This is a genomic window from Streptomyces sp. NPDC088261 (assembly GCF_044740805.1).
In the GTDB taxonomy this organism is placed as follows: domain Bacteria; phylum Actinomycetota; class Actinomycetes; order Streptomycetales; family Streptomycetaceae; genus Streptomyces.
In genome coordinates, this window is sequence record NZ_JBIURL010000004.1 from 202,204 (window position 1) to 221,983 (window position 19,780).

Sequence of the window (19,780 nt, forward strand, 5' to 3'; positions counted from 1 at the left end):
ACGGGTGGCACTCTGCCCATGGCCCCCGGGCCCGCCCGCTACGCTGACCCGGTGACGGACACCGACTACGCCGCGTACATCGCGGGACTCCCGCGCGTCCTCGCCGGCGCGGCCATGCTCTTCCGGGACGGCGAGGGACGTGTCCTGGCCGTCGAGCCGAACTACCGGGAAGGCTGGGCGCTGCCCGGCGGGACCATCGAGTCCGACGACGGCGAGACCCCCCGCCAGGGCGCGCGGCGCGAGACGCTCGAAGAGATCGGCCTGGACATCGGGCCCGGGCGGCTGCTCGCGGTCGACTGGGTCCCGGGTGCCACCCGGCCGCCGATCGCGGCGTATCTGTACGACGGCGGGGTGCTGACGCCGGAGCAGCTCGCCGCGATCCGGCTCCAGGAGGCGGAGCTGCTGTCCTGGCGGCTGCTGCCCCGCGAGGAGCTGCCCACGTACCTGCTGGGCGCGCTGGCGGGGCGGGTGCTGGCCGCGCTGGACGCGGTGGAGTCGGGCGCGGGCACGGTCGAGCTGGAGAACGGCAGGCGGGTGGGCTGACCGAGGGCCGCGGGCCCAGCCCCGGCCCCGGCCCCGGCAAATGGGGTCGCTCGCTTCCGCGCCCGCTGCGTACGCTCGGAGCATGACTCTCGTCGCGATCCTCAGCGGCGCCGGGATCTCCACCGACTCCGGCATCCCCGACTACCGCGGGCCGAACGGCGTGTGGCGGCGCGATCCCGGGGCCGAGAAGCTCGTCACGTACGACACGTACGTCAACGACCCCGAGATCCGGCGGCGCGCCTGGCGCGTGCGTACCGACAGCCCCACGTGGCGGGCGGAGCCCAACGCGGGCCACCGGGCGGTGACCGAGCTGGAGCGGTCGGGCACGGCGGTCCGGGTGCTCACGCAGAACGTCGACGGACTGCACCAGCGGGCCGGGATGCCCGCCAGGAAGGTGCTCGAACTGCACGGCACCGCCCGGGAGACCAGCTGTGTGCGCTGCCACGCGCGCGCCCCGATGGAGGAGGCGCTGGCCCGGGTCGCGGCGGGCGAGGACGATCCGCCGTGCCTGGTGTGCGGCGGGATCCTCAAGTCGGCGACGGTGATGTTCGGGGAGCGGCTCGACCCCGAGGTGCTGGCGCAGGCGATGGCGATCGCCAAGGCGTGCGAGGTGTTCCTCGCGGTCGGTACGACGCTCCAGGTGCAGCCGGCCGCCTCGCTGGCGGGCATCGCCGCCGACCACGGCGCGCGGCTGATCGTGGTGAACGCCGACCCGACGCCGTACGACGATCGGGCCGACGAGATCGTGCGGGAGCCGATCGGTACGGCGCTGCCGACGCTGCTGAAGGGGTTTTACGGGGGCTGAGCGGGCCGGCCCGGGGGGGGCGGGGCCGGCCCGGGGGCCTCAGAACAGCGTCGCCGTCACCGGGACTTCGGCCGCCGCTCCCTCGAAGACCAGCAGGCGCTGCTTGCGGTCCAGGCCGCCGCCGTACCCGGTGAGGCCGCCGGTCGAGCCGATGACCCGGTGGCAGGGCACGATGATGCTGACCGGGTTCTTGCCGTTGGCCAGGCCCACCGCCCGTGAGGCGCCCGGTTTGCCGAGGGCGTTGGCCAGTTCGCCGTACGACCGGGTCTCGCCGTACGGGATCAGCTCCAGCTGCGCCCACACACTGCGCTGGAACGGGGTGCCCGCCAGGTGCAACGGCAGGTCGAACTCAGTCAGTTCGCGGTCGAAGTAGGCGGTGAGCTGACGCCGTACCTCGCCGAAGGGCCGGGGGTTCGGCTCGCCGAAGGTCTCCTCGGCCGGGCGGTGGCGGTGCTGGACCATGTAGAGGCCGCTCAGGAGGCCGTCGGTGGCGACGAGCGTGAGCAGTCCGTACGGGCTGTCGATCACGGTGTGCTGCTTGAGCATGGTGAACTTTCCTAGGCGGGAAGGTGGTTGATGGCGTGGTCCTCGGTCGCCCAGAGGTACTGCACCGCGTACGCCCGCCACGGCCGCCAGCCCGCCGCCCGCGCGGTGAGCGCGGCGGGGGTGGCGGGCAGGCCGAGCCCGGCGGCCGACCTGCGGACCCCGAGGTCGCCCGGCAGGAACGCGTCCGGGTCGCCGAGCGCGCGCATCGCGATGACCTCGACCGTCCAGGGCCCGAAGCCGGGCAGCGCCGTGAGCCGGGCGCGCGCCTCGTCCCAGTCGCTGTCCGTGCCGAGCCGGAGCGAGCCGTCGGCGAGGGCGCCGACCAGCGTGGTGAGGGTGGTACGGCGGCTGCGCGGCATCGCGAGGGCCTCCGGGTCCAGCGACGCCAGGGCCCCGGTGGTCGGGAAGAGCTGCGTGAGGCCGCCCTCGGGGTCGTCGACCGGCACGCCGTACGCCGTGACCAGCCGGGCGGCGTGGGTGCGGGCCGCCGCCGTGGACACCTGCTGGCCGAGCACGGCCCGTACGGCGAACTCGGCGGCGTCGACGGTACGGGGCACCCGGCGGCCCGGCGCCTTGTCGACCAGCGGGGCCAGCAGTGGGTCGGACCGCAGCTGCTCGTCCACGGCGACCGGGTCGGCGTCCAGGTCGAGCATCCGGCGGCACGCGCTGATCGCGAAGGTCAGGTCGCGCGGATCGGTGAGCGAGAGCCGGCAGGCGATGTGGTCGGGGCGCGGCGACAGGGCGACGATGCCGTGTCCGTACGGCAGGGAGAGCGTGCGGCGGTACGCGCCGTCCCGCCACTCCTCCACACCGGGCACGGCGGTCGCGGCGAGGTGGCCGAAGAGGTTGTCGGGGTTGAGGGGTGCGCGGAAGGGGAGCCGCAGGGAGATCACGCCGGGGGCGGGCGCCTCGTCGCCGCGCGCACCCCCGCCCTTGCGGCCACGCCGGGCCGCGCGGGTGCGCAATTCGCTGGGTGACAGGGCGAAGACCTCGCGGACCGTGCCGTTGAAGGCCCGGATCGACGCGAACCCGGCCGCGAAGGCGACCTCGGCCATCGGGAGCGCGGTCGTCTCGATGAGGACGCGGGCGGTCTGGGCGCGCTGGGCGCGGGCCAGGGCGAGCGGCCCCGCGCCCAGTTCGGCGAGGAGCTGGCGCTCGATCTGCCGGGCGGAGTACCCGAGGCGGCCGGCGAGTCCTGGCACGCCCTCGCGGTCCACGACGCCGTCCTGGATGAGCCGCATCGCGCGGGCGACCGTGTCGGCGCGGGCGTTCCACTCCGGCGAGCCGGGGCTGGTGTCGGGCCGGCAGCGCTTGCAGGCCCGGAAGCCGGCCTGCTGGCAGGCGGCCGCGCTGGGGTAGAAGGTCATGTTCTCGGCCTTGGGGGGCACGGCGGGACAGCTGGGCCGGCAGTAGATCCGGGTGGTCAGGACCGCCGTGAAGAACCACCCGTCGAACCGCGCGTCCTTGGACCTGACGGCCCGTACGCAGCGCTCGGTGTCGGTGTACATGCCCCCCAGCATCGGGTACCGGGGAGGCGCGGGCTGGCAGGAATCCGACATCAGCGTGGGGCCCCGGCCGCCGCTGCGGGTCGGGCCTGTCAGGAGTCCGCTTCCAGCGCCGTTTCGAACGCCCCGTACGCCGCCGCGTCGAAGAGCACGAACCGCACCTCCTCGACCGGCGCGACCGCCGCCTCCCGGGTGGTACGGACCGCGATCCGGGCGCCGTCGTCCATCGGCCAGCCGTAGACGCCGGTGGAGACGGCCGGGAACGCGACCGTCCGCGCGCCCAGTTCCGCGGCGACCCTCAGGGACTCCCGGTAGCAGGAGGCGAGCAGGTCGGAGCGGTCCTCCTTGCGGGCCCAGACGGGTCCGACGGTGTGGATCACCCAGCGGGCGTCGAGGAGGCCGGCCGTGGTGGCGACGGCCCGGCCCGTGGGCAGCCCGCCGCCGTAGTGCCCGGCGCGCAGCTTCCGGCACTCGGCCAGGATCTCGGGGCCGCCGCGCCGGTGGATGGCGCCGTCGACCCCGCCGCCGCCGAGGAGCGAGGAGTTGGCGGCGTTGACGATCGCGTCCACGCTCTGGCGTGTGATGTCGCCCTGGACCAGTGTCAGATGTGCCATACGGGAAACTCTGCCAGGCCGGGGCCGTACGGCACATCCGGGCCGGGGCCGTACGGCGCACTCCGGAAACACCCCGCGCCCTGCCGCATGGCGCGACGTCCGCAAGGTGCCACGTCCGCACGGCGCCACGTCCGCAAGGCGCCACGTCACTCCGCCCGCAGCCGCCGCCACACCGCCTTCGCCGCGTTGTGCCCCGACATGCCGTGCACCCCGGGCCCCGGCGGGGTCGCCGCCGAGCAGAGGAAGACCGCCGGGTGCGGGGTCGTGTACGGGAACAGGGAGAGCTTCGGCCGCAGCAACAGCTGGAGGCCCGAGGCGGCGCCGCACGCGATGTCCCCGCCCACGTAGTTCGCGTTCTTGGCCGCGAGCTGCGGCGGGCCCGCCGTCGCGCGGGCCAGGACCCGGTCGCGGAAGCCGGGGGCGAAGCGCTCGATCTGCTGCTCGACGGCGTCGGTCAGATCGCCGTCCCAGCCGTTCGGGACATGTCCGTACGCCCAGAACGCCTGCTTGCCCTCGGGCGCGCGGGACGGGTCGACCAGGCTGGGCTGGGCGGTGATCAGGAACGGGGTCGCGGGTGCCTGTCCGCCCGACGCCTCCCGCAGCGCCCTGCCGATCTCCCCGGTGGTGGGGCCGATCTGGACCGTGCCGGCCCGGCGCGGCTCCTCGGCCGTCCAGGGCACGGGTCCGTCCAGCGCGTAGTCGATCTTGAACACACTGGCCCCGTAGCGGTACCCGTCGTACACCCGGCCGAGCCCGGCGATCCGGGCGAGCGCGGTCGGTGAGGTGTCGAAGACGTACGCGCGCGCGGGCGGCAGGTCGTCCAGCCGCTTGATCTCGTATCCGGTGTGGACCGTGCCGCCGAGGGCCCGGAGGTACGCGGCGAGCGCGTCGGAGATCGCCTGGGAGCCGCCGCGCGGCACCGGCCAGCCGCCCGCGTGCGCCGCGAGGGCGAAGATCAGGCCGACGGCGCTCGTGGCGATCCCGTTCAGCGGGGCGATGACGTGCGCGACCAGTCCGGCGAACAGGGCCCGCGCCTTCTCGTCGCGGAACCGCCGCGCCAGCACGCCGTACGGCGGGAGGCCGGCGAGACCGAAGCGGGCGAGGGTGACGGGGTGGCGCGGAAGGGCGGTCAGCGGCAGGGACATGAAGTCCTGGGCCAGTTCGTCCCACCGGCCGAGGAAGGGCGCCACGAGCCGCCGGTACGCCCCGGCGTCCCGCGCGCCGAACGACGCGGCGGTCTCGGCGACGGAGCGGGACAGCACGGCGGCCGTACCGTTGTCGAACGGGTGGGCCATGGGCAGCTCGGGGTGCAGCCACTCCAGGCCGTACCGGTCCAGGGGCATGGTCTTGAAGACGGGGGACCCCGCGCCCAGCGGATGGACGGCGGAGCAGGGGTCGTGGCGGAACCCGGGGAGGGTCAGCTCCTCCGTCCTGGCACCTCCGCCCACGGTGTCCCTGGCTTCGAAAACGGCCACGGAGAAGCCGCGGCGGGCCAGTTCGACCGCGGCGGTCAGTCCGTTGGGGCCCGCCCCCACGACGACTGCATCGAGCATCGACGGCACCTTCGGACTCCTTCGTCAGCCGACGGCCAGGACCCCCAGGATATTCCTGGGCACGGACAGCCCGGACGCCGGTACTGTCCGCGACGGCCGGGGGGTGCCGGGCGGGGCCCGGTCAGGCTCCGGCCAGCAGCAGGTCCCGTATCCGCTCCGCCGTGGCCGCGTCGCGGGCGGCGGTGAAGGGCAGGGTGTTGCCGCCCGTGATCCGGTAGGGCTCGCCCGCGAGCGTCGTGTCCGCGCCGCCCGCCTCGGCCACCAGCAGCAGCCCCGCCGCGTGGTCCCAGGCCAGCTCCCAGCTGAACGCCACCGCGTCGAGGGCGCCGCGCGCCAGGGCCAGGTACTCCAGCCCCGCGGAGCCGCAGGCGCGGGTGTCGACGCCTTCGGTACGGAGGCCGAGGAGCGCCCGCTTCTGGTCCTCGGTCGTGTAGTCCGGGTGGGACATGGCGACGGTGAGCGGCGCGCCGGGCGCGGGGGCGCCGGAGCGCAGGCGTGCGCCGTTCAGCCAGGCGCCCCGGCCGCGCACGGCGATGGCCATCTCGTCCAGCGCGGCGGCGTACGTCCAGGACGCCAGCACCTCGCCGCCCTGGGCGAGGGCCACCAGCGTGCAGAATCCGGGCTCGCCCCGGACGAACTGGGCGGTGCCGTCGACCGGGTCCACGATCCACACCGGCGCCTCGCCGCGCAGCGCGTCGTACACGGAGGGGTCCGCGTGCACGGCCTCCTCGCCGACGACGACCGAGCCGGGGAGCAGCGCGGTCAGGGAGGCGGTGAGGTGCTCCTCGGCGCCCCGGTCCGCGATGGTGACCAGGTCGTGCGGGCCGCTCTTCTCCACGATCTCGTGCGCGGCGAGCTGCCGGAAGCGCGGCATGATCTCGGCGGCGGCAGCGGCGCGGACCGCCGCCTCGACGGCGGACACCGGCGGCCCGGCGGCCGCCGGAGCACCGGCCGCCGCCCCGGGGACCTGTTGCCCGGGGGCCCGGCGTACCGGCACCGCCGTGGACAGGAGGTCTCCGTACCCGGACCCGGCGCCGCCGGCGCTGCCCGCGCTGTCATCGATCATGCGTCCATACCATCACGTGCCACTGACAACGCGTATGACAGATCGGGTGACAACTCAGCGGCCTACGGCGTAACCCTGCATGCCGCGCGGGTTCGCGGCGGCCGACAGAATGCCCGTCTCCGGGTCCCTCGCCACCACGCACAGCCGCCCCTCGGACCACGGTTCGCCGACGGTGACGTCGTGGCCGAGCCGTCGCAGTCCGGCGATGACGGCGGGGTCCATGCCCTCCTCGACGGTCACGCTGCCCGGCCGCGTCCCGCGCGGGTAGAAGGAGCTGGGGAAGCTGTCGTTGTGCCAGTTCGGCGCGTCGACGGCGCCCTGGAGATCGAGTCCGCCGCGCACGGACCCGCGCAGGACGAGCGCCAGGAAGAAGTGCAGCTGCCACTGGTCCTGCTGGTCCCCGCCGGGTGTGCCGAACGCGAGCACCGGCACCCCGTCGCGCAGCGCGAGGGACGGCGTGAGGGTGGTGCGCGGACGGCGGCCGGGGGTGAGGGAGTTGGGCAGGCCCTCCTCCAGCCAGGCCATCTGGAGCCGGGTGCCGAGCGGGAAGCCCAGCTCGGGCACGACGGGGTTGGACTGGAGCCAGCCGCCGCTGGGGGTGGCCGCGACCATGTTGCCCCAGCGGTCCACGATGTCCAGGTGGCAGGTGTCGCCCCGGGTTCCGCCGTCCTTGGCGACCGTCGGCTCCCCGGCGCCCGGGATGCCCATCGCGCTGAACTCCTCGCCCTCCACGACGGTCCCGGCGTGTGCGCTGAGCACCGGCGTACGCCCCCCGGGACTGCCGGGGCGCAGTTCGTACGAAGCGGTTTCCCCGATGAGCGCCCTGCGGGCGGTGTTGTACGGCTCCGAGAGCAGCGCGTCGAGCGGCACGCCATCGGCGGCGCCCTCCCCCGCGTCGCCGTACCACGCCTCCCGGTCGGCCATCGCGAGCTTGCAGCCCTCGACGAGGAGGTGGACGTACGCGGCGGAGCCGTACGCGGGCAGGTCGGCGGCGCGGGACGGCAGCAGGGCGAGCTGCTGGAGGAAGGCGGGGCCCTGGCTCCAGCCGCCCGCCTTGCAGAGCGTCCAGCCGTCCCACTCGTACGTGGCGGGGGCCTCGTACGACGCGGACCAGCCGGCCAGGTCGGCGGCGGTGAGGGTGCCGGTGTGGTGATCCCCGCTGGTGTCGAGGGTCGGGCGGCCGGCCTGGCGCACCAGCGCCTCGGCGATGAACCCCTCGCGCCAGACGGCGCGGGCGGCCTCGATCTGGGCGGTCCGGTCCGCGCCCGCCGCCTCGGCCTCGGCGACCAGGCGGCGCCAGGTCGCGGCGAGGGCGGGGTTGCGGAACAGCGTGCCGGGGGCCGGGGCGTTGCCGTCGGGCAGGTAGACGGCGGCGGACGAGGGCCACTCGGTCTCGAACAGCTCCCGGACCGTCTCGACGGTCTGGCCGACCCGTTCGACGGGGGCGTGGCCGTCCTCCGCGTACCCGATGGCGTACCGCAGCACCTCGGCGAGCGTCCACGTGCCGTGGTCGCGGAGGAGCAGCATCCAGGCGTCGAAGGCGCCGGGGACGGCTGCGGCGAGGGGTCCCGTACCGGGGACGAGGGTGAGGCCGAGCGACCGGTAGTGCGCGACGGTCGCGGCGGCGGGCGCGGGCCCCTGCCCGCACAGCACCCGTACGTCCCCGCCGGCCGGGGCGAGGATGATCGGCACCTCACCGGCGGGCCCGTTGAGGTGGGGCTCCACGACGTGCAGCACGAACCCGGCGGCGACGGCGGCGTCGTACGCGTTCCCGCCGCCCTCCAGGACGGCCATCGCGGACTGCGAGGCGAGCCAGTGGGTGGAGGAGACCATGCCGAAGGTGCCCTGGAGGGTGGGTCGGGTCGTGAACACAGTGCTTCTCACCTAGCTGTCTGCGTGCCTCGGCCCGGACGACGGGCGCTCAGGACGGCTCCTGGGGGAAGCTGCGCAGTGTACTCAGGGCCGGGTGGAACCGATCGGGGCGGCCTGTCCGTGACCGTTTCCGGCGCCGCCGAGGGGATTTCCCGCGAGGGGCCATTCGGTCCGTGGGCAAATCCCCGATTCCGGCCGGGCGATTTCCGCGCCGGGAATTCCGGTAAATTCCGGTGAATTCCCGTGCCGTTCAGCCGCGCAACGCGCGCAGCGCCGTACCCCACTCCACCACTTCGTCGATCGTGCCGTTCAGCTGATCGACAAGCCGCTCGGTCGGCTTGAACGTGTAGAACTCCTCGAAGTCGGTGTAGGAGTTCAGGGCCACCTGGGAGCGCACGGTGGCGACCTTGAGTTCCGCCAGGACGAGACGCAGGTGCTCGACGGCGCGGAGGCCGCTCGCGGCTCCGTAACTGACGAATCCGGCGGCCTTGTTGTGCCACTCGTGGTGCAGGAAGTCGATCGCGTTCTTGAGGCTCGCGGGCACCGAGTGGTTGTACTCGGGTGTCACGAACAGGAAGGAGTCCAGGCCGGCGATGGTGGCGGACCAGTCCCTGGTGTGCTGCTGGGTGTACTGCCCGACCATCGGGGGCACCGGCTCGTCGAGCAGCGGCAGCCCCGCCTTCGCCACGTCGACCAGGACGAACTCGGCGTCGTCCCGCTTCGACGCCACCTCGGCCACCCAGTCGGCGACTATTTCACCGACACGTCCGGGACGGGTGCTGCCGAGAATTATTCCGATCTTGATCATAAGGACCTTCTCCAGACCTGTTCATGCCGAATTCACTCGCGCTGATTCCTCAGCCGGACCGTGGTCACGCTAGCACTGGATGCTGTGTGAAAGCACTTGCCGGGTCGGCCCCGGACATGAGCCCCGGGACCGGGAACGGAACCCCCGGTCAGCCTCGTCCGAGCAGTACGATTTGTGGGTGATCATGCCCAGCTCCGCCACAGGTGCGAGGCGGCACGGATCGTGGCGGAGGTACGCGGTGCACGGTGAGTACAAGGTCCCCGGCGGCAAGCTGGTCGTCGTGGACCTGGACACGGCGGACGGGGTGCTGCGCGGCGTCCGGGTCGCCGGGGACTTCTTCCTGGAGCCCGACGAGGCCATCGAGGCGATCGACGCCGCGCTGGAGGGCGCTCCCGCCGACACGGACGCCGCCGGCCTCGCGTCCCGGATCGACGCGGCGCTGCCCGCCGGCACGGTGATGTACGGCCTGACGTCGGAGGGGATCGCCGTCGCCGTACGCCGCGCCCTGGCGCGGGCCACCGACTGGACGGACTACGACTGGCAGGTCGTCCACGCGGGCCCCGAGTCCCCGGCGCTCCACATGGCGCTCGACGAGGTCCTCACCACCGAGGTCGCGGAGGGCCGCCGCCCGCCGACCCTCCGCATCTGGGAGTGGGGCGCGCCCGCCGTGGTGATCGGCAGCTTCCAGTCGCTGCGCAACGAGGTGGACCCGGCCGGGGCGGAGCGCCACGGCATCACGGTGGTCCGCCGGATCTCGGGCGGCGGCGCCATGTTCATCGAGCCGGGCAACACGATCACGTACTCGCTCTCCGTACCGGAGGCGCTGGTCAAGGGGCTGACCTTCGCCGACAGTTACGCGTACCTGGACGACTGGGTGCTCGGCGCGCTCGGCGACCTGGGCGTGAAGGCGTGGTACCAGCCGCTGAACGACATCGCGACGGACGCGGGCAAGATCGCGGGCGCGGCGCAGAAGCGGGTCGTGAGCGGGCGGGGCGCCGTCCTGCACCACGTGACCATGGCGTACGACATCGACGCCGACAAGATGCTCGACGTGCTGCGGATCGGCCGCGAGAAGCTCTCCGACAAGGGGACGCGCAGTGCGAAGAAGCGGGTGGACCCGCTGCGGCGGCAGACCGGTCTGTCGCGGGAGGCGGTGATCGAGCGGATGATCGCGTCCTTCCGGGGGCGGTACGGCCTGGCGGAGGGGCGGGTCACCGAGGAGGAGATGGCGCGGGCGCGCGAACTCGCCGCGACGAAGTTCAGCAGCCGGGCGTGGACGGCGAGGGTGCCGTAGCCCGGCGGGCGTGGGGGCGCAGGTGCCGTAGCCCGGCGGGCGTGGTGGTGCGCCCTCCGCGCGGGTGTCGTGCCCACCCGCCGCCCCGGCGGGGGGAGCCGCCGGGGCGAACGGGTGGCGCGGAGTGGGCCGGGTCCGTCAGGAATCGGCGCGCGCCGGTGCCACCGCCCCGCCCGCCGCCCGCCGTTCGGGCAGCATCAGGACGATGTAGAGCACCAGCGAGGCGGCGAGGCCCACCGCCCAGCCGTAGTCGGCGAGCGGCTTGAGGAAGGGGATCAGCCCGTCCTCGGGGAACGGCCCCTGCCCCGCGGCCGAGTGGGACCCGCCGACCGCCAGGACGCCCCCGACCAGGAACGCCACCACGGCTTTGACGTTCCAGCCGTTCGTGTACCAGTAGCGGCCGCCGGGCCGGTAGAGGTCGGCGAGGTCGAGGACGGTCCGCCGGACGACCCAGTAGTCGGCGATCAGGATGCCCGCGACCGTACCGAGCAGACCGCCGACCAGACCGAGCCAGGTGAAGATGTACAGCTCGGGCGTCTCGGTGAGCTTCCACGGCATGATGACCACCCCGACCACCCCCGTGATCAGCGCGCCCGTGCGGAAGGTGATGAGCTTCGGCGCCAGGTTGGCCAGGTCGTACGCGGGGGACACGACGTTCGCCGCGATGTTCACGGAGATCGTCGCGATCAGTACGGTCACCAGCGCGAAGAGCAGCCCGAAGACGTTGTCGGTCTTGGCGGCGAGGGCGACCGGGTCCCAGACGGCCGCTCCGTACACCGCCTGCGAGCCCGAGGTGACGAAGACCGACAGCAGTGCGAAGACCGTCATCGTCGTGGGCAGTCCGAGCGTCTGTCCCCAGATCTGCGCGCGCTGTCCGGCGCCGAATCGGGTGAAGTCGGGGATGTTGAGGGACAGGGTGGACCAGAAGGCGATCATCCCCATGAGGGCGGGGAAGAAGACCGGCCAGAAGTCCGCGCCCCAGCCGAGCTCCGACGGCTGGTCGAGCAGCGGGCCGAGGCCGCCGGCCTTGACGGTGATCCAGAGGAACAGCACGAGCGCGCCGACGATGACAAAGGGCGCGGCCCAGTTCTCAAAGCGCCGCAGGGTGTCCATCCCCCGGTAGATGATGGCGAGTTCGAGCGCCCAGAAGAGGACGAAGCACACCCACAGCGTCCAGGGCTGGCCGCCGACCCGCGACGCCTCCGCCCAGCCGCCGAAGATCTTGCCGAGCAGGACGAAGATCCCCTGGCCGCCGATCCAGGTCTGGATCCCGAACCAGGCGCAGGCGACGGCCGCCCGGATCAGCGCGGGCAGGTTGGCGCCGCGCAGGCCGAAGGAGGCACGGGCGAGTACGGGAAAGGGGATGCCGTACTTGGGTCCCGCGTGGCCGGTCAGCAGCATCGGGAAGAGCACGATCAGGTTGGCGAGGGCGATCGTGAGGACCGCCTGCTTCCAGTCCATGCCGAGGGTGACCAGGCCCGAAGCGAGCAGCCAGGACGGGATGTTGTGCGCCATGCCGATCCACAGCGCGGCGAAGTTGTACGTGGTCCAGGTGCGGCGGGCGACCGGGACCGGCAGGAGGTCGTCGTTGACGAAGCGGCTGTCGCCGGGGGTCGCGCCGGGCACGAGTTCGACCCGGCCGCCGTCGTCCGGTCCGGTGTCTCCCGTGTCTCCGGTTTCGGTTATCGCGGTCATCGCGGCGGAACCCTTCCTGCGGAGGGGATGGAAGCGGGTGGGGAACGGGCGGATGGGGAAGGGGCGGGTCAGTCCTGGAAGTGCGGGATGACGTCGGCGCCGTACGCGTCGATCGTCGCTTCCTTCGCGTCGTGCATGTTGTACAGCGCGAACTGGTCGACGCCCAGGGCCCGCAGCGCCTCCAGCTTCTCGATGTGCGCCTCGACCGGACCGAGCAGGCAGAACCGGTCCACGATCTCGTCGGTCACGAAGTCCGCCGACGCGTTGTCCGTACGCCCGTGGTGGCTGTAGTCGTACCCCTCGCGCCGCTTGATGTAGTCGGTCAGCGCGTCCGGCACCAGCCCGGAGTGCTCGCCGTAGCGCGCCACCAGGTCCGCGACGTGGTTGCCGACCATCCCGCCGAACCACCGCGACTGGTTGCGGGCGTGGGCGAGGTCGTCCCCGACGTACGCGGGCGCCGCCACGCAGATCGTGATGGAGTACGGGTCCCGCCCGGCGTCCGAGGCGGCGGTACGGACCGCCTTGACCATCGACTCGGTGAGGTACGGGTCCGCGAGCTGGAGGATGAAGCCGTCGGCCTTCTGCCCGGCGAGGGCCAGGGCCTTGGGCCCGTACGCGGCCATCCAGACCGGCAGTTTCCCGTCCCGTACCCACGGCAGCCGCAGGCTCTGGCCGTCGACGAGCGCCTCGCGGCCCTCCGCGAGGTCGCGGATGACCTCCATCGCCTCGCCCACCCGGGCCAGGGTGTTGGGCTTGCGGCCGGCCACCCGCATCGCCGAGTCGCCGCGCCCGATGCCGCAGACCGTGCGGTTGCCGTACATCTCGTTGAGGGTGGCGAAGGTGGAGGCGGTCACCTCCCATGTCCTGGTGCCCGGATTGGTGACCATCGGGCCCACGATCAGGCTGGTGGTGTGCTCCAGGATGCGGCTGTAGATGACGAACGGCTCCTGCCAGAGGACCGCCGAGTCGAAGGTCCAGCCGTAGCGGAACCCGTTGCGTTCCGCGCGCCGCATGAGCCCGACGACCCCTGAGGCCGGCGGGTCGGTCTGGAGGACGAGTCCGAAGTCCATGGCCGTGCCACTCCTAGATCACTTGGTTCGCTCGGTTCGCTTTGTTCGGGTGAATCGCTTGGATCGCTCGGGCCAGCGGTCTAGTCGAGGTACTGGCAGGTGGCGCGCGGGGTGTACTGGCCGTGGCCCGCGCGGCCGGTGAACTCCCGCCGGTCGATGACCGGTTCGCCCCGGGACAGCACGGTCTCCACCTGACCGGTGATCCGTTTGCCCTCGTACGCCGAGTAGTCGACGTTCATGTGGTGGGTGTCAACGGAGAGCGTCTGCTCGTGGTGCGGGTCGTAGATGACGACGTCGGCGTCCGCGCCGGGCGCGATGGTGCCCTTGCGCGGGTAGAGGCCGAACATCCGGGCCGGGGTGGCGCAGGCGATCTCGATCCAGCGGCGGCGCGTGATACGGCCTTCGACCACGGCCTGATGGAGGAGGTCCATGCGGTTCTCCACCCCGGGCAGCCCGTTGGGAATCTTGGAGAAGTCGCCCCGGCCCATGTCCTTCTGCCCGGTGAAGCAGAACGGGCAGTGGTCCGTGGACACCACCTGGAGGTCGTTGGTCCGCAGTCCGCGCCAGAGCGCCGCCTGGTGCTCCTTGGGCCGCAGCGGGGTGGAGCAGACGTACTTGGCGCCCTCGAAGTCCGGCTCGGCGAGGTTGTCGGTGGAGAGGAAGAGGTACTGCGGACAGGTCTCGCCGAAGACCGGCAGCCCCTTGTCGCGGGCCTGCGCCAGCTCGGCGACCGCTTCCTCGGCCGAGACGTGCACGACGTACAGCGGTGCGTCGGCGACCCGCGCGAGCTGGATCGCGCGGTGGGTGGCCTCGGCCTCCAGCAGTGTCTTCCGTACCTCGCCGTGGTAGCGGGGGTCGGTGCGGCCCTCGGCGAGCGCCTGCTCCACGAGGACGTCGATCGCGATGCCGTTCTCGGCGTGCATCATGATCAACCCGGCGTTCTGGGAGGCCCGTTGCATGGCCCGCAGGATCTTGCCGTCGTCGCTGTAGAAGACGCCGGGGTAGGCCATGAAGAGCTTGAAGGAGGTCACCCCCTCCTGGACCAGCAGGTCCATCTCCTTCAGCGAACCCTCGTTCACGTCCGCCACGATCATGTGGAAGCCGTAGTCGATCGCGCACCGGCCGTCGGCCTTGGCGTACCACGCGTCCAGGCCCTCGCGCAGCGCCCGGCCCGGCGACTGGATGGCGAAGTCGATGATCGTGGTGGTGCCGCCCCAGGCGGCGGCGCGGGTGCCGGTCTCGAAGGTGTCGGCGGCCAGGGTGCCGCCGAACGGCATCTCCATGTGCGTGTGGGCGTCGACCCCGCCGGGGATGACGTACTTCCCGGTCGCGTCGATGGTCCGCTCGGCGGTCCAGCCCTCCGCGACCGTCGACCCGTGCGCGGCGAGGGCGACGATCCTGCTGTCCTCGATCAGGACGTCGGCGTGGGTCTCCTCGGCGGCGGTGATGACAAGCCCGCCACGGATCAGGGTGCGGGTGCTCATGGTGGTGGCGCTCCCTTTCTTGCGGTGCGACCGCGCTCGCGGGGACGGAGGTTGGTCCGAACTTCCCCGGCCCGGGCGGCTGTTGGCGGCCCGGGCCGGAGCCGTACGGACGGATCAGACGCCCCGCAGGGCCTGTTCGAGGATGGCCGCGCCCTGTTCCGCCTCGGCCACGGTGAGGGAGAGCGGCGGGGCGATCCGCAGCACGCTGGTGTTGTGGCCGCCGCCCTTGCCGATCAACAGCCCGCCCTCGCGGGCCGCTTCGAGGACGGCAGCCGCCCGCTCGGGCGACGCCTCGTCGGTGCCGGGCTTGACCAGTTCGACGCCGATCATCAGGCCCCGGCCGCGGACCTCCCGTACGGCCGCGACACCCGCGCCGATCCCCCGCAGCCGCTCGATCAGCAGTCCGCCGACCCGCCGGGCGTTGCCCTGGAGGTCGTGCTCCAGCAGGTACGAGAGGTTCGCGAGGCCGGCCGCCATCGTGACGGGGCTGCCGCCGAAGGTCGAAATGGAGTTGGTGTCCAGGCAGTTCATGATGTCGGCCCGGGCCACGACCCCACCGATGGACATGCCGTTGCCGATGCCCTTGGCGAAGGTGAGGAGGTCCGGCGGGCCGCTCGCGGCGTGTGCCTGCCAGCCCCAGAAGTGCTCGCCGGTACGGCCCCAGCCGGTCTGCACCTCGTCGCTGATCCACAGGATGCCGTGCCGGTCGAGGACTTCGCGGAACGCGGCGTACAGCCCGTCGGGCGGCGCGGTGAACCCGCCGACGCCCTGCACCGGTTCGGCGATGAGCGCGGCGGGCGCGCGGGTGTGGCCGAGCAGGTCCTCCAGGTCGGCCACGCACGCCGCGATGAAGGCCTCGTCGCCGAGGTGCGCGTACGGGCCCCGGTCGCGGACCCCGCCGTGCACGTACAGCGTCTGGAGCGGGGAGAGCGAGGTCGGCGACCAGCCGCGGTTGCCGGTGATCGACACCGTGGAGAAGGACCGGCCGTGGTAGCTGTTGCGCATCGCGAGGATCTGGTTCGACGCGCGGTAGGCGGTGGCCAGCATCAGGGCCGTGTCGTTGGCCTCCGTACCGGACGTGGTGAAGAAGACCCGGGCGTCCGGGATGCCGGACAGGGTGGCGATCCGCTCCGCCAGCTCGACCATCGGGCGGTTGAGGTAGAGCGTGGACGAGTGGATGATCCGCCCGGCCTGCTCGCTCACCGCCTTGGTGACCTCGGGCAGGGCGTGCGCGGTCATCGTGGTGAGGATGCCGCCGAAGAAGTCCAGGTAGCGGTTGCCGTCGGCGTCCCAGACGTGGCGGCCCTCGCCGTGCGTGATCTCCAGGGGCCGGTCGTAGTACAGGGTGAGCCAGTCGGGCAGGACCGCGCGGTGGCGGTCGAGGAGCCGGTCGGCGGCCTGCGGGGTGCGCGGCGGCCCGACGGCCTGCGGGGTGTCCGTCGTGTCGGTCACGGCTTCACCAGTCCCTCGTACGCGTCGGGCCTGCGGTCCCGGTAGAACGCCCATTGCTGCCGCACTTCGTCGATCACCCCGAAGTCCAGGTCCCTGACGAGGAGTTCCTCGGCCTTGTCGCTCGCCGGCTCACCGACGAACTGGCCGCGCGGATCCACGAAGTAGCTGGTGCCGTAGAAGTCGTTGTCGCCGTACTCCTCCTGGCCGACCCGGTTGATCGCCGCGATGAAGTACTCGTTGGCGACGGCGGCGGCCGGCTGCTCCAGCTGCCAGAGGTAGGCGGAGAGGCCGCGCGAGGTCGCGGACGGGTTGTACACGATCTGGGCGCCGTTGAGGCCGAGCTGGCGCCAGCCCTCGGGGAAGTGCCGGTCGTAGCAGATGTAGACGCCGACCCGGCCGACCGCGGTGTCGAAGACGGGCCAGCCGGCGTTGCCCGGTTTGAAGTAGTACTTCTCCCAGAAGCCCTTGACCTGCGGGATGTGGTGTTTGCGGTACTTCCCGAGGTACGTGCCGTCGGCGTCGATCACGGCGGCGGTGTTGTAGTAGAAGCCCGCCTGCTCGATCTCGAAGACGGGGACCACGATCACCATCCCGGTCTCCCGGGCGAGCTCGCGCATCCGCGTGACGGTGGGACCGTCCGGGACGGGCTCGGCCCACCGGTAGTGCTCGGGCTCCTGCACCTGGCAGAAGTAGGGGGCGTTGAACACTTCCTGGAAGCCGATCACCTGCGCGCCCTGCCGGGCCGCCTCGCGGGCGTGCTCCTCATGCTTGGCGATCATGGATTCGGTGTCGCCGGTCCAGGTCGCCTGGACGAGGGCGGCGCGTACGACTCTGGCCACGGGACTGCTCCTTGGGCGGGATCGTCGACGAGCTTTCTACGCACGTAGATGCGATGCGTAGGAGGAGAACGTAAGCCCCGTCACACACGGGGGCAAGACCATCGTCGTTAACCCGCAGAGTCGATCAAGTTTCATACCCGAGCGGTCGACAACGGGCGGACCGGGGCGCGGACGGGTCAGACGGCCCCGATCCCGGCCAGCCGCAGGGCATGCACGACATCCCGCTCGTGACCGGCCGAGACGGCCCGCGCCGCGTGCAGGAGCTGCGGTACGAGACGGCGCGGATCGGGTACGGCGATGCGCGCCGCGTCCTCCGGCGTACGGGCCTGGACGAAGGTGCTCAGGAGCGCCTGCGCCTCGTGCGCCCGGCCCGCGTCGCCCAGCGCGAGCACGGCGTCGGCGATCTCCTCGGCGGGGCGGGCGGCGCCCTGGCGGAGGAGCTGGCCGCAGTCGTCGTCCCGGCCGGCGACGGCGAGCGCCCCGGCGGCCGCCGCGAGCCGGTCGGGCGGCAGGGAGGCGGCCTCCCAGAGCAGCTCGGCCCAGTCGGCGCCGAGGCCCGCGCGGTTCAGTTCGGCGGCGAGCAGCGGGAGCTGGCCCGGGGGGCGCCCGGCGGCCTCGCAGAGCAGGACGTGCGCCTCGCCGGACCGGCCCTGGGCGCGGAGCCCGACGAGCGAGGCGACCAGGTCGGCGGCGGCGCGCAGGTCCTCGGGCGAGTGGACGGGCTCGGCGGGGCGGGCGGCACCGGCGAGCGCGCCGCCGAAACGGGCGCCGCGCGGGGTGTCGCGGGCGGTGGGGGGCGGGGCGTCCGTGAGGGGCGTGGCCACCGGTTCTTCGGCGTCGTCGTCGAGGTCGAGTCCGGCGAAGCGGGCGCCGCGCGGCTTGCGCTTGGCGGCGGCGGCGCGCTTCTTCTGCCGGGTCGGGGCGGGCTCGGGGTCCTGCTCGCGGGGGGCGGTCCGGGGGGCATCCCCGGCCCACTGCGGTGAGCTGTCCGGTACGGCATCGGGGGCGCCGGCCGGGCTCGCGCCCGCACTCGTACGCTCGGGGCCGGGTGCCGGGCGCTCCCAGGGTGTTCCGGGTCCCCACGCGGGGTCGCGGGGAGCGGGCGCGGGGGCGCTCTCGGTTCCGTACGGCCCCTGGGGGGCGGGGCGGCCGTAGGGATCAGCCGCGCGGGGTGCGCCGGCCCACGGCGCCGGGGCGGGGGCGGCGTCCGGCCGGGGGCCGGGGCCGCTGCCCGCGCCGGGGCGGATGTCCATGCCCGGGTGGGTCTCCATGCCCGAGCGGGTGTCCGCGCCGGTACGGGTGTCCATACCCGCGCCCGTCCCCCCGCCCGCGTACCGGGCGGATCCCGGGCCGTCGTCGCGGGCGTCGTCGCGCGGACCGGAGCGCGCGTCGTCGCGGGGCCCGGAGCGGGCCGGGGCCGGGTCGCGGGTGCCGAACACGGACTCCTCGTCCGCCTGGGACTCCTCCGCGCGGAACCACCCCTCGGGCGCCACCGGGCGCGGGGGCAGCCCGCCGCGCCCCGGGGTGGTCAGGGCGGTGAGCCGGGAGCGGAGTTCGGCGCACCGCGCGGACGCGCGCGCGTGGTCGTCGCGCACCCACGCGAGGTCGTGCGCCAGCTGCCCGCCCTCGGGCGAGCCCTCCGGGATCGTACGGAGCTGCCGTACCAGCTCGTCGGCCCGCTCCACGGCGTACGCCTGCTCGCGGAGCATCAGCCGCAGCCGCTCCGACAGCGCTTCCCCGCCACCGGCCCGCCGGTCGTACGCGGCGGCCGATGCCGCGTGGAGGCGGCGCGCGCGGGCCGCCTCCGCCGCGGTCTGCTCGGCGTCCCGGCCCGCGCCGAAGTCCTGGAGCAGCGACTCCACGACGTCCCACGGAGGGATCTCGACGCCGTCGAAACAGGCGCGCAGCCCGTCGGGATCACGCTGTCTGAACACGCCGTACCAGCCGCCGCCCGGGTCGAGCAACGACGTCAAGTCGCGCAAGTACCGAGCGAACGCCCCTATTTCTGCCGGGAGTTGATGCACCGTCATCGCTGCCCCGTTCTGACCCCCCGTGCCTGCCCTGCGGTCAGGTGGCATTCGACCGCAGCCGTGTTACAGGACGGCTACGCGCAGTTTTCCGGGACGGTGCGGTGTGATCGGCACACCACGCTGTGTCGGTGCGCCGCTGCTCAGAACGTGACGGCGATTCCGACCGTCTTCGTCTTCCCGCGCCGGAAGAGCCGGGCCGGCCGGTCGATCGCCCAGAACTGCCAGGTGTACTTCCGGGTCAGGAGCTTGCGCACCCGGTTGTTCTCGGACGCGTCCAGCAGCCGGGCCGTGCCTTCGAGCGTGGTCGCACCGGGCGCGATGCGTCCGCGTACGTCACAGGCGGCCAGGACCACACGGCCGTTGTTGCGGATCCGTTTGACCTTCCAGGCGTCGTCCCTGGTCCAGATGAACAACTCACCGTTCTCCACGGCGTGCCAGACGGGGGTGGCGACACCCGTGCCGTCCTTGCGGTAGGTGGTGAGGCTGACATAGCGGGCGCGGCCGAGTTCGCCGACTTCGTCGAGGGTGGTCACGGACGCGAGACTACGCGCTCGCCGCCCCCGCCAACCACTGAACACCCCACCTTTCAGGGCCGTATAGAGGG

17 protein-coding genes are annotated in these 19,780 nt (G+C 73.1%); 3 read left to right on the forward strand and 14 right to left on the reverse strand.

Translation table 11 applies throughout. The features are described 5' to 3' along the window. Nucleotides 1-18: 18 nt before the first annotated feature. Both ACIODU_RS10630 and ACIODU_RS10635 read left to right on the forward strand, forming a co-directional pair. Entirely contained in the window at nucleotides 19-543 is a 525-nt protein-coding gene (locus tag ACIODU_RS10630) for an NUDIX domain-containing protein (protein WP_401766235.1), read from the forward strand. Nucleotides 544-625: 82 nt separating this feature from the next. After that, on the forward strand, nucleotides 626-1,348 hold the full coding sequence (locus ACIODU_RS10635; protein ID WP_401766238.1) for an SIR2 family NAD-dependent protein deacylase: 723 nt from the start codon (nucleotides 626-628) through the stop codon (nucleotides 1,346-1,348). 39 nt (nucleotides 1,349-1,387) lie between these two features. Here the strand turns inward: ACIODU_RS10635 and ACIODU_RS10640 are convergent, their stop codons facing one another. From ACIODU_RS10640 to ACIODU_RS10670, 7 genes are all read right to left on the reverse strand, one after another. Beyond that, the gene (locus tag ACIODU_RS10640) at nucleotides 1,388-1,894 is read right to left on the reverse strand and encodes a methylated-DNA--[protein]-cysteine S-methyltransferase (RefSeq protein ID WP_401766241.1); all 507 of its coding nucleotides are present in this window, start codon (nucleotides 1,892-1,894) and stop codon (nucleotides 1,388-1,390) included. Nucleotides 1,895-1,905: 11 nt separating this feature from the next. Then, nucleotides 1,906-3,402: a DNA-3-methyladenine glycosylase 2 family protein gene (locus ACIODU_RS10645; RefSeq protein ID WP_401766244.1), complete on the reverse strand. Its 1,497-nt coding sequence runs from the start codon at nucleotides 3,400-3,402 to the stop codon at nucleotides 1,906-1,908. Between the two features lie 89 nt (nucleotides 3,403-3,491). After that, entirely contained in the window at nucleotides 3,492-4,013 is a 522-nt protein-coding gene (locus tag ACIODU_RS10650) for an O-acetyl-ADP-ribose deacetylase (RefSeq protein ID WP_401766246.1), read from the reverse strand. Between the two features lie 146 nt (nucleotides 4,014-4,159). Continuing rightward, entirely contained in the window at nucleotides 4,160-5,575 is a 1,416-nt protein-coding gene (locus tag ACIODU_RS10655; protein ID WP_401766249.1) for a phytoene desaturase family protein, read from the reverse strand. A gap of 112 nt (nucleotides 5,576-5,687) precedes the next feature. Beyond that, nucleotides 5,688-6,632 carry an inositol monophosphatase family protein gene (locus ACIODU_RS10660; protein ID WP_401766251.1) on the reverse strand — a complete coding sequence of 315 codons (945 nt, stop codon included), beginning with the start codon at nucleotides 6,630-6,632 and terminating at the stop codon, nucleotides 5,688-5,690. 54 nt (nucleotides 6,633-6,686) lie between these two features. After that, nucleotides 6,687-8,504, reverse strand: coding sequence for a gamma-glutamyltransferase family protein (locus ACIODU_RS10665; RefSeq protein WP_401766254.1), 1,818 nt, complete (start codon nucleotides 8,502-8,504; stop codon nucleotides 6,687-6,689). A 250-nt stretch (nucleotides 8,505-8,754) separates the two neighbouring features. After that, nucleotides 8,755-9,312 carry an NAD(P)H-dependent oxidoreductase gene (locus tag ACIODU_RS10670; RefSeq protein ID WP_356422049.1) on the reverse strand — a complete coding sequence of 186 codons (558 nt, stop codon included), beginning with the start codon at nucleotides 9,310-9,312 and terminating at the stop codon, nucleotides 8,755-8,757. A 238-nt stretch (nucleotides 9,313-9,550) separates the two neighbouring features. On the opposite strand from ACIODU_RS10670, the gene ACIODU_RS10675 reads away from it, so the two are divergent. Continuing rightward, nucleotides 9,551-10,606, forward strand: a complete 1,056-nt coding sequence (locus ACIODU_RS10675; RefSeq protein WP_356422249.1) for a biotin/lipoate A/B protein ligase family protein — start codon at nucleotides 9,551-9,553, stop codon at nucleotides 10,604-10,606. Between the two features lie 138 nt (nucleotides 10,607-10,744). Here ACIODU_RS10675 and ACIODU_RS10680 read toward each other — a convergent pair whose 3' ends face one another. The 7 genes from ACIODU_RS10680 to ACIODU_RS10710 all read right to left on the reverse strand — a co-directional run bounded on the left by ACIODU_RS10680 (nucleotide 10,745) and on the right by ACIODU_RS10710 (nucleotide 19,709). Then, entirely contained in the window at nucleotides 10,745-12,301 is a 1,557-nt protein-coding gene (locus ACIODU_RS10680; protein ID WP_401766256.1) for an NCS1 family nucleobase:cation symporter-1, read from the reverse strand. 68 nt (nucleotides 12,302-12,369) lie between these two features. Continuing rightward, on the reverse strand, nucleotides 12,370-13,371 hold the full coding sequence (locus ACIODU_RS10685) for a TIGR03842 family LLM class F420-dependent oxidoreductase (RefSeq protein WP_356422055.1): 1,002 nt from the start codon (nucleotides 13,369-13,371) through the stop codon (nucleotides 12,370-12,372). 80 nt (nucleotides 13,372-13,451) lie between these two features. Then, nucleotides 13,452-14,855 carry a dihydropyrimidinase gene (hydA, locus tag ACIODU_RS10690; RefSeq protein WP_356422058.1) on the reverse strand — a complete coding sequence of 468 codons (1,404 nt, stop codon included), beginning with the start codon at nucleotides 14,853-14,855 and terminating at the stop codon, nucleotides 13,452-13,454. Between the two features lie 114 nt (nucleotides 14,856-14,969). Beyond that, entirely contained in the window at nucleotides 14,970-16,217 is a 1,248-nt protein-coding gene (locus tag ACIODU_RS10695) for an aspartate aminotransferase family protein (protein WP_401766751.1), read from the reverse strand. An 86-nt stretch (nucleotides 16,218-16,303) separates the two neighbouring features. Then, the gene (locus ACIODU_RS10700) at nucleotides 16,304-17,146 is read right to left on the reverse strand and encodes a nitrilase-related carbon-nitrogen hydrolase (RefSeq protein ID WP_401766261.1); all 843 of its coding nucleotides are present in this window, start codon (nucleotides 17,144-17,146) and stop codon (nucleotides 16,304-16,306) included. Between the two features lie 176 nt (nucleotides 17,147-17,322). Beyond that, a complete protein-coding gene (locus tag ACIODU_RS10705; RefSeq protein ID WP_401766264.1) occupies nucleotides 17,323-19,128 on the reverse strand; it encodes a hypothetical protein in 1,806 nt (601 codons plus the stop codon). A gap of 188 nt (nucleotides 19,129-19,316) precedes the next feature. Then, nucleotides 19,317-19,709 carry a PPOX class F420-dependent oxidoreductase gene (locus tag ACIODU_RS10710; protein ID WP_356422067.1) on the reverse strand — a complete coding sequence of 131 codons (393 nt, stop codon included), beginning with the start codon at nucleotides 19,707-19,709 and terminating at the stop codon, nucleotides 19,317-19,319. Nucleotides 19,710-19,780 lie beyond the last annotated feature (71 nt).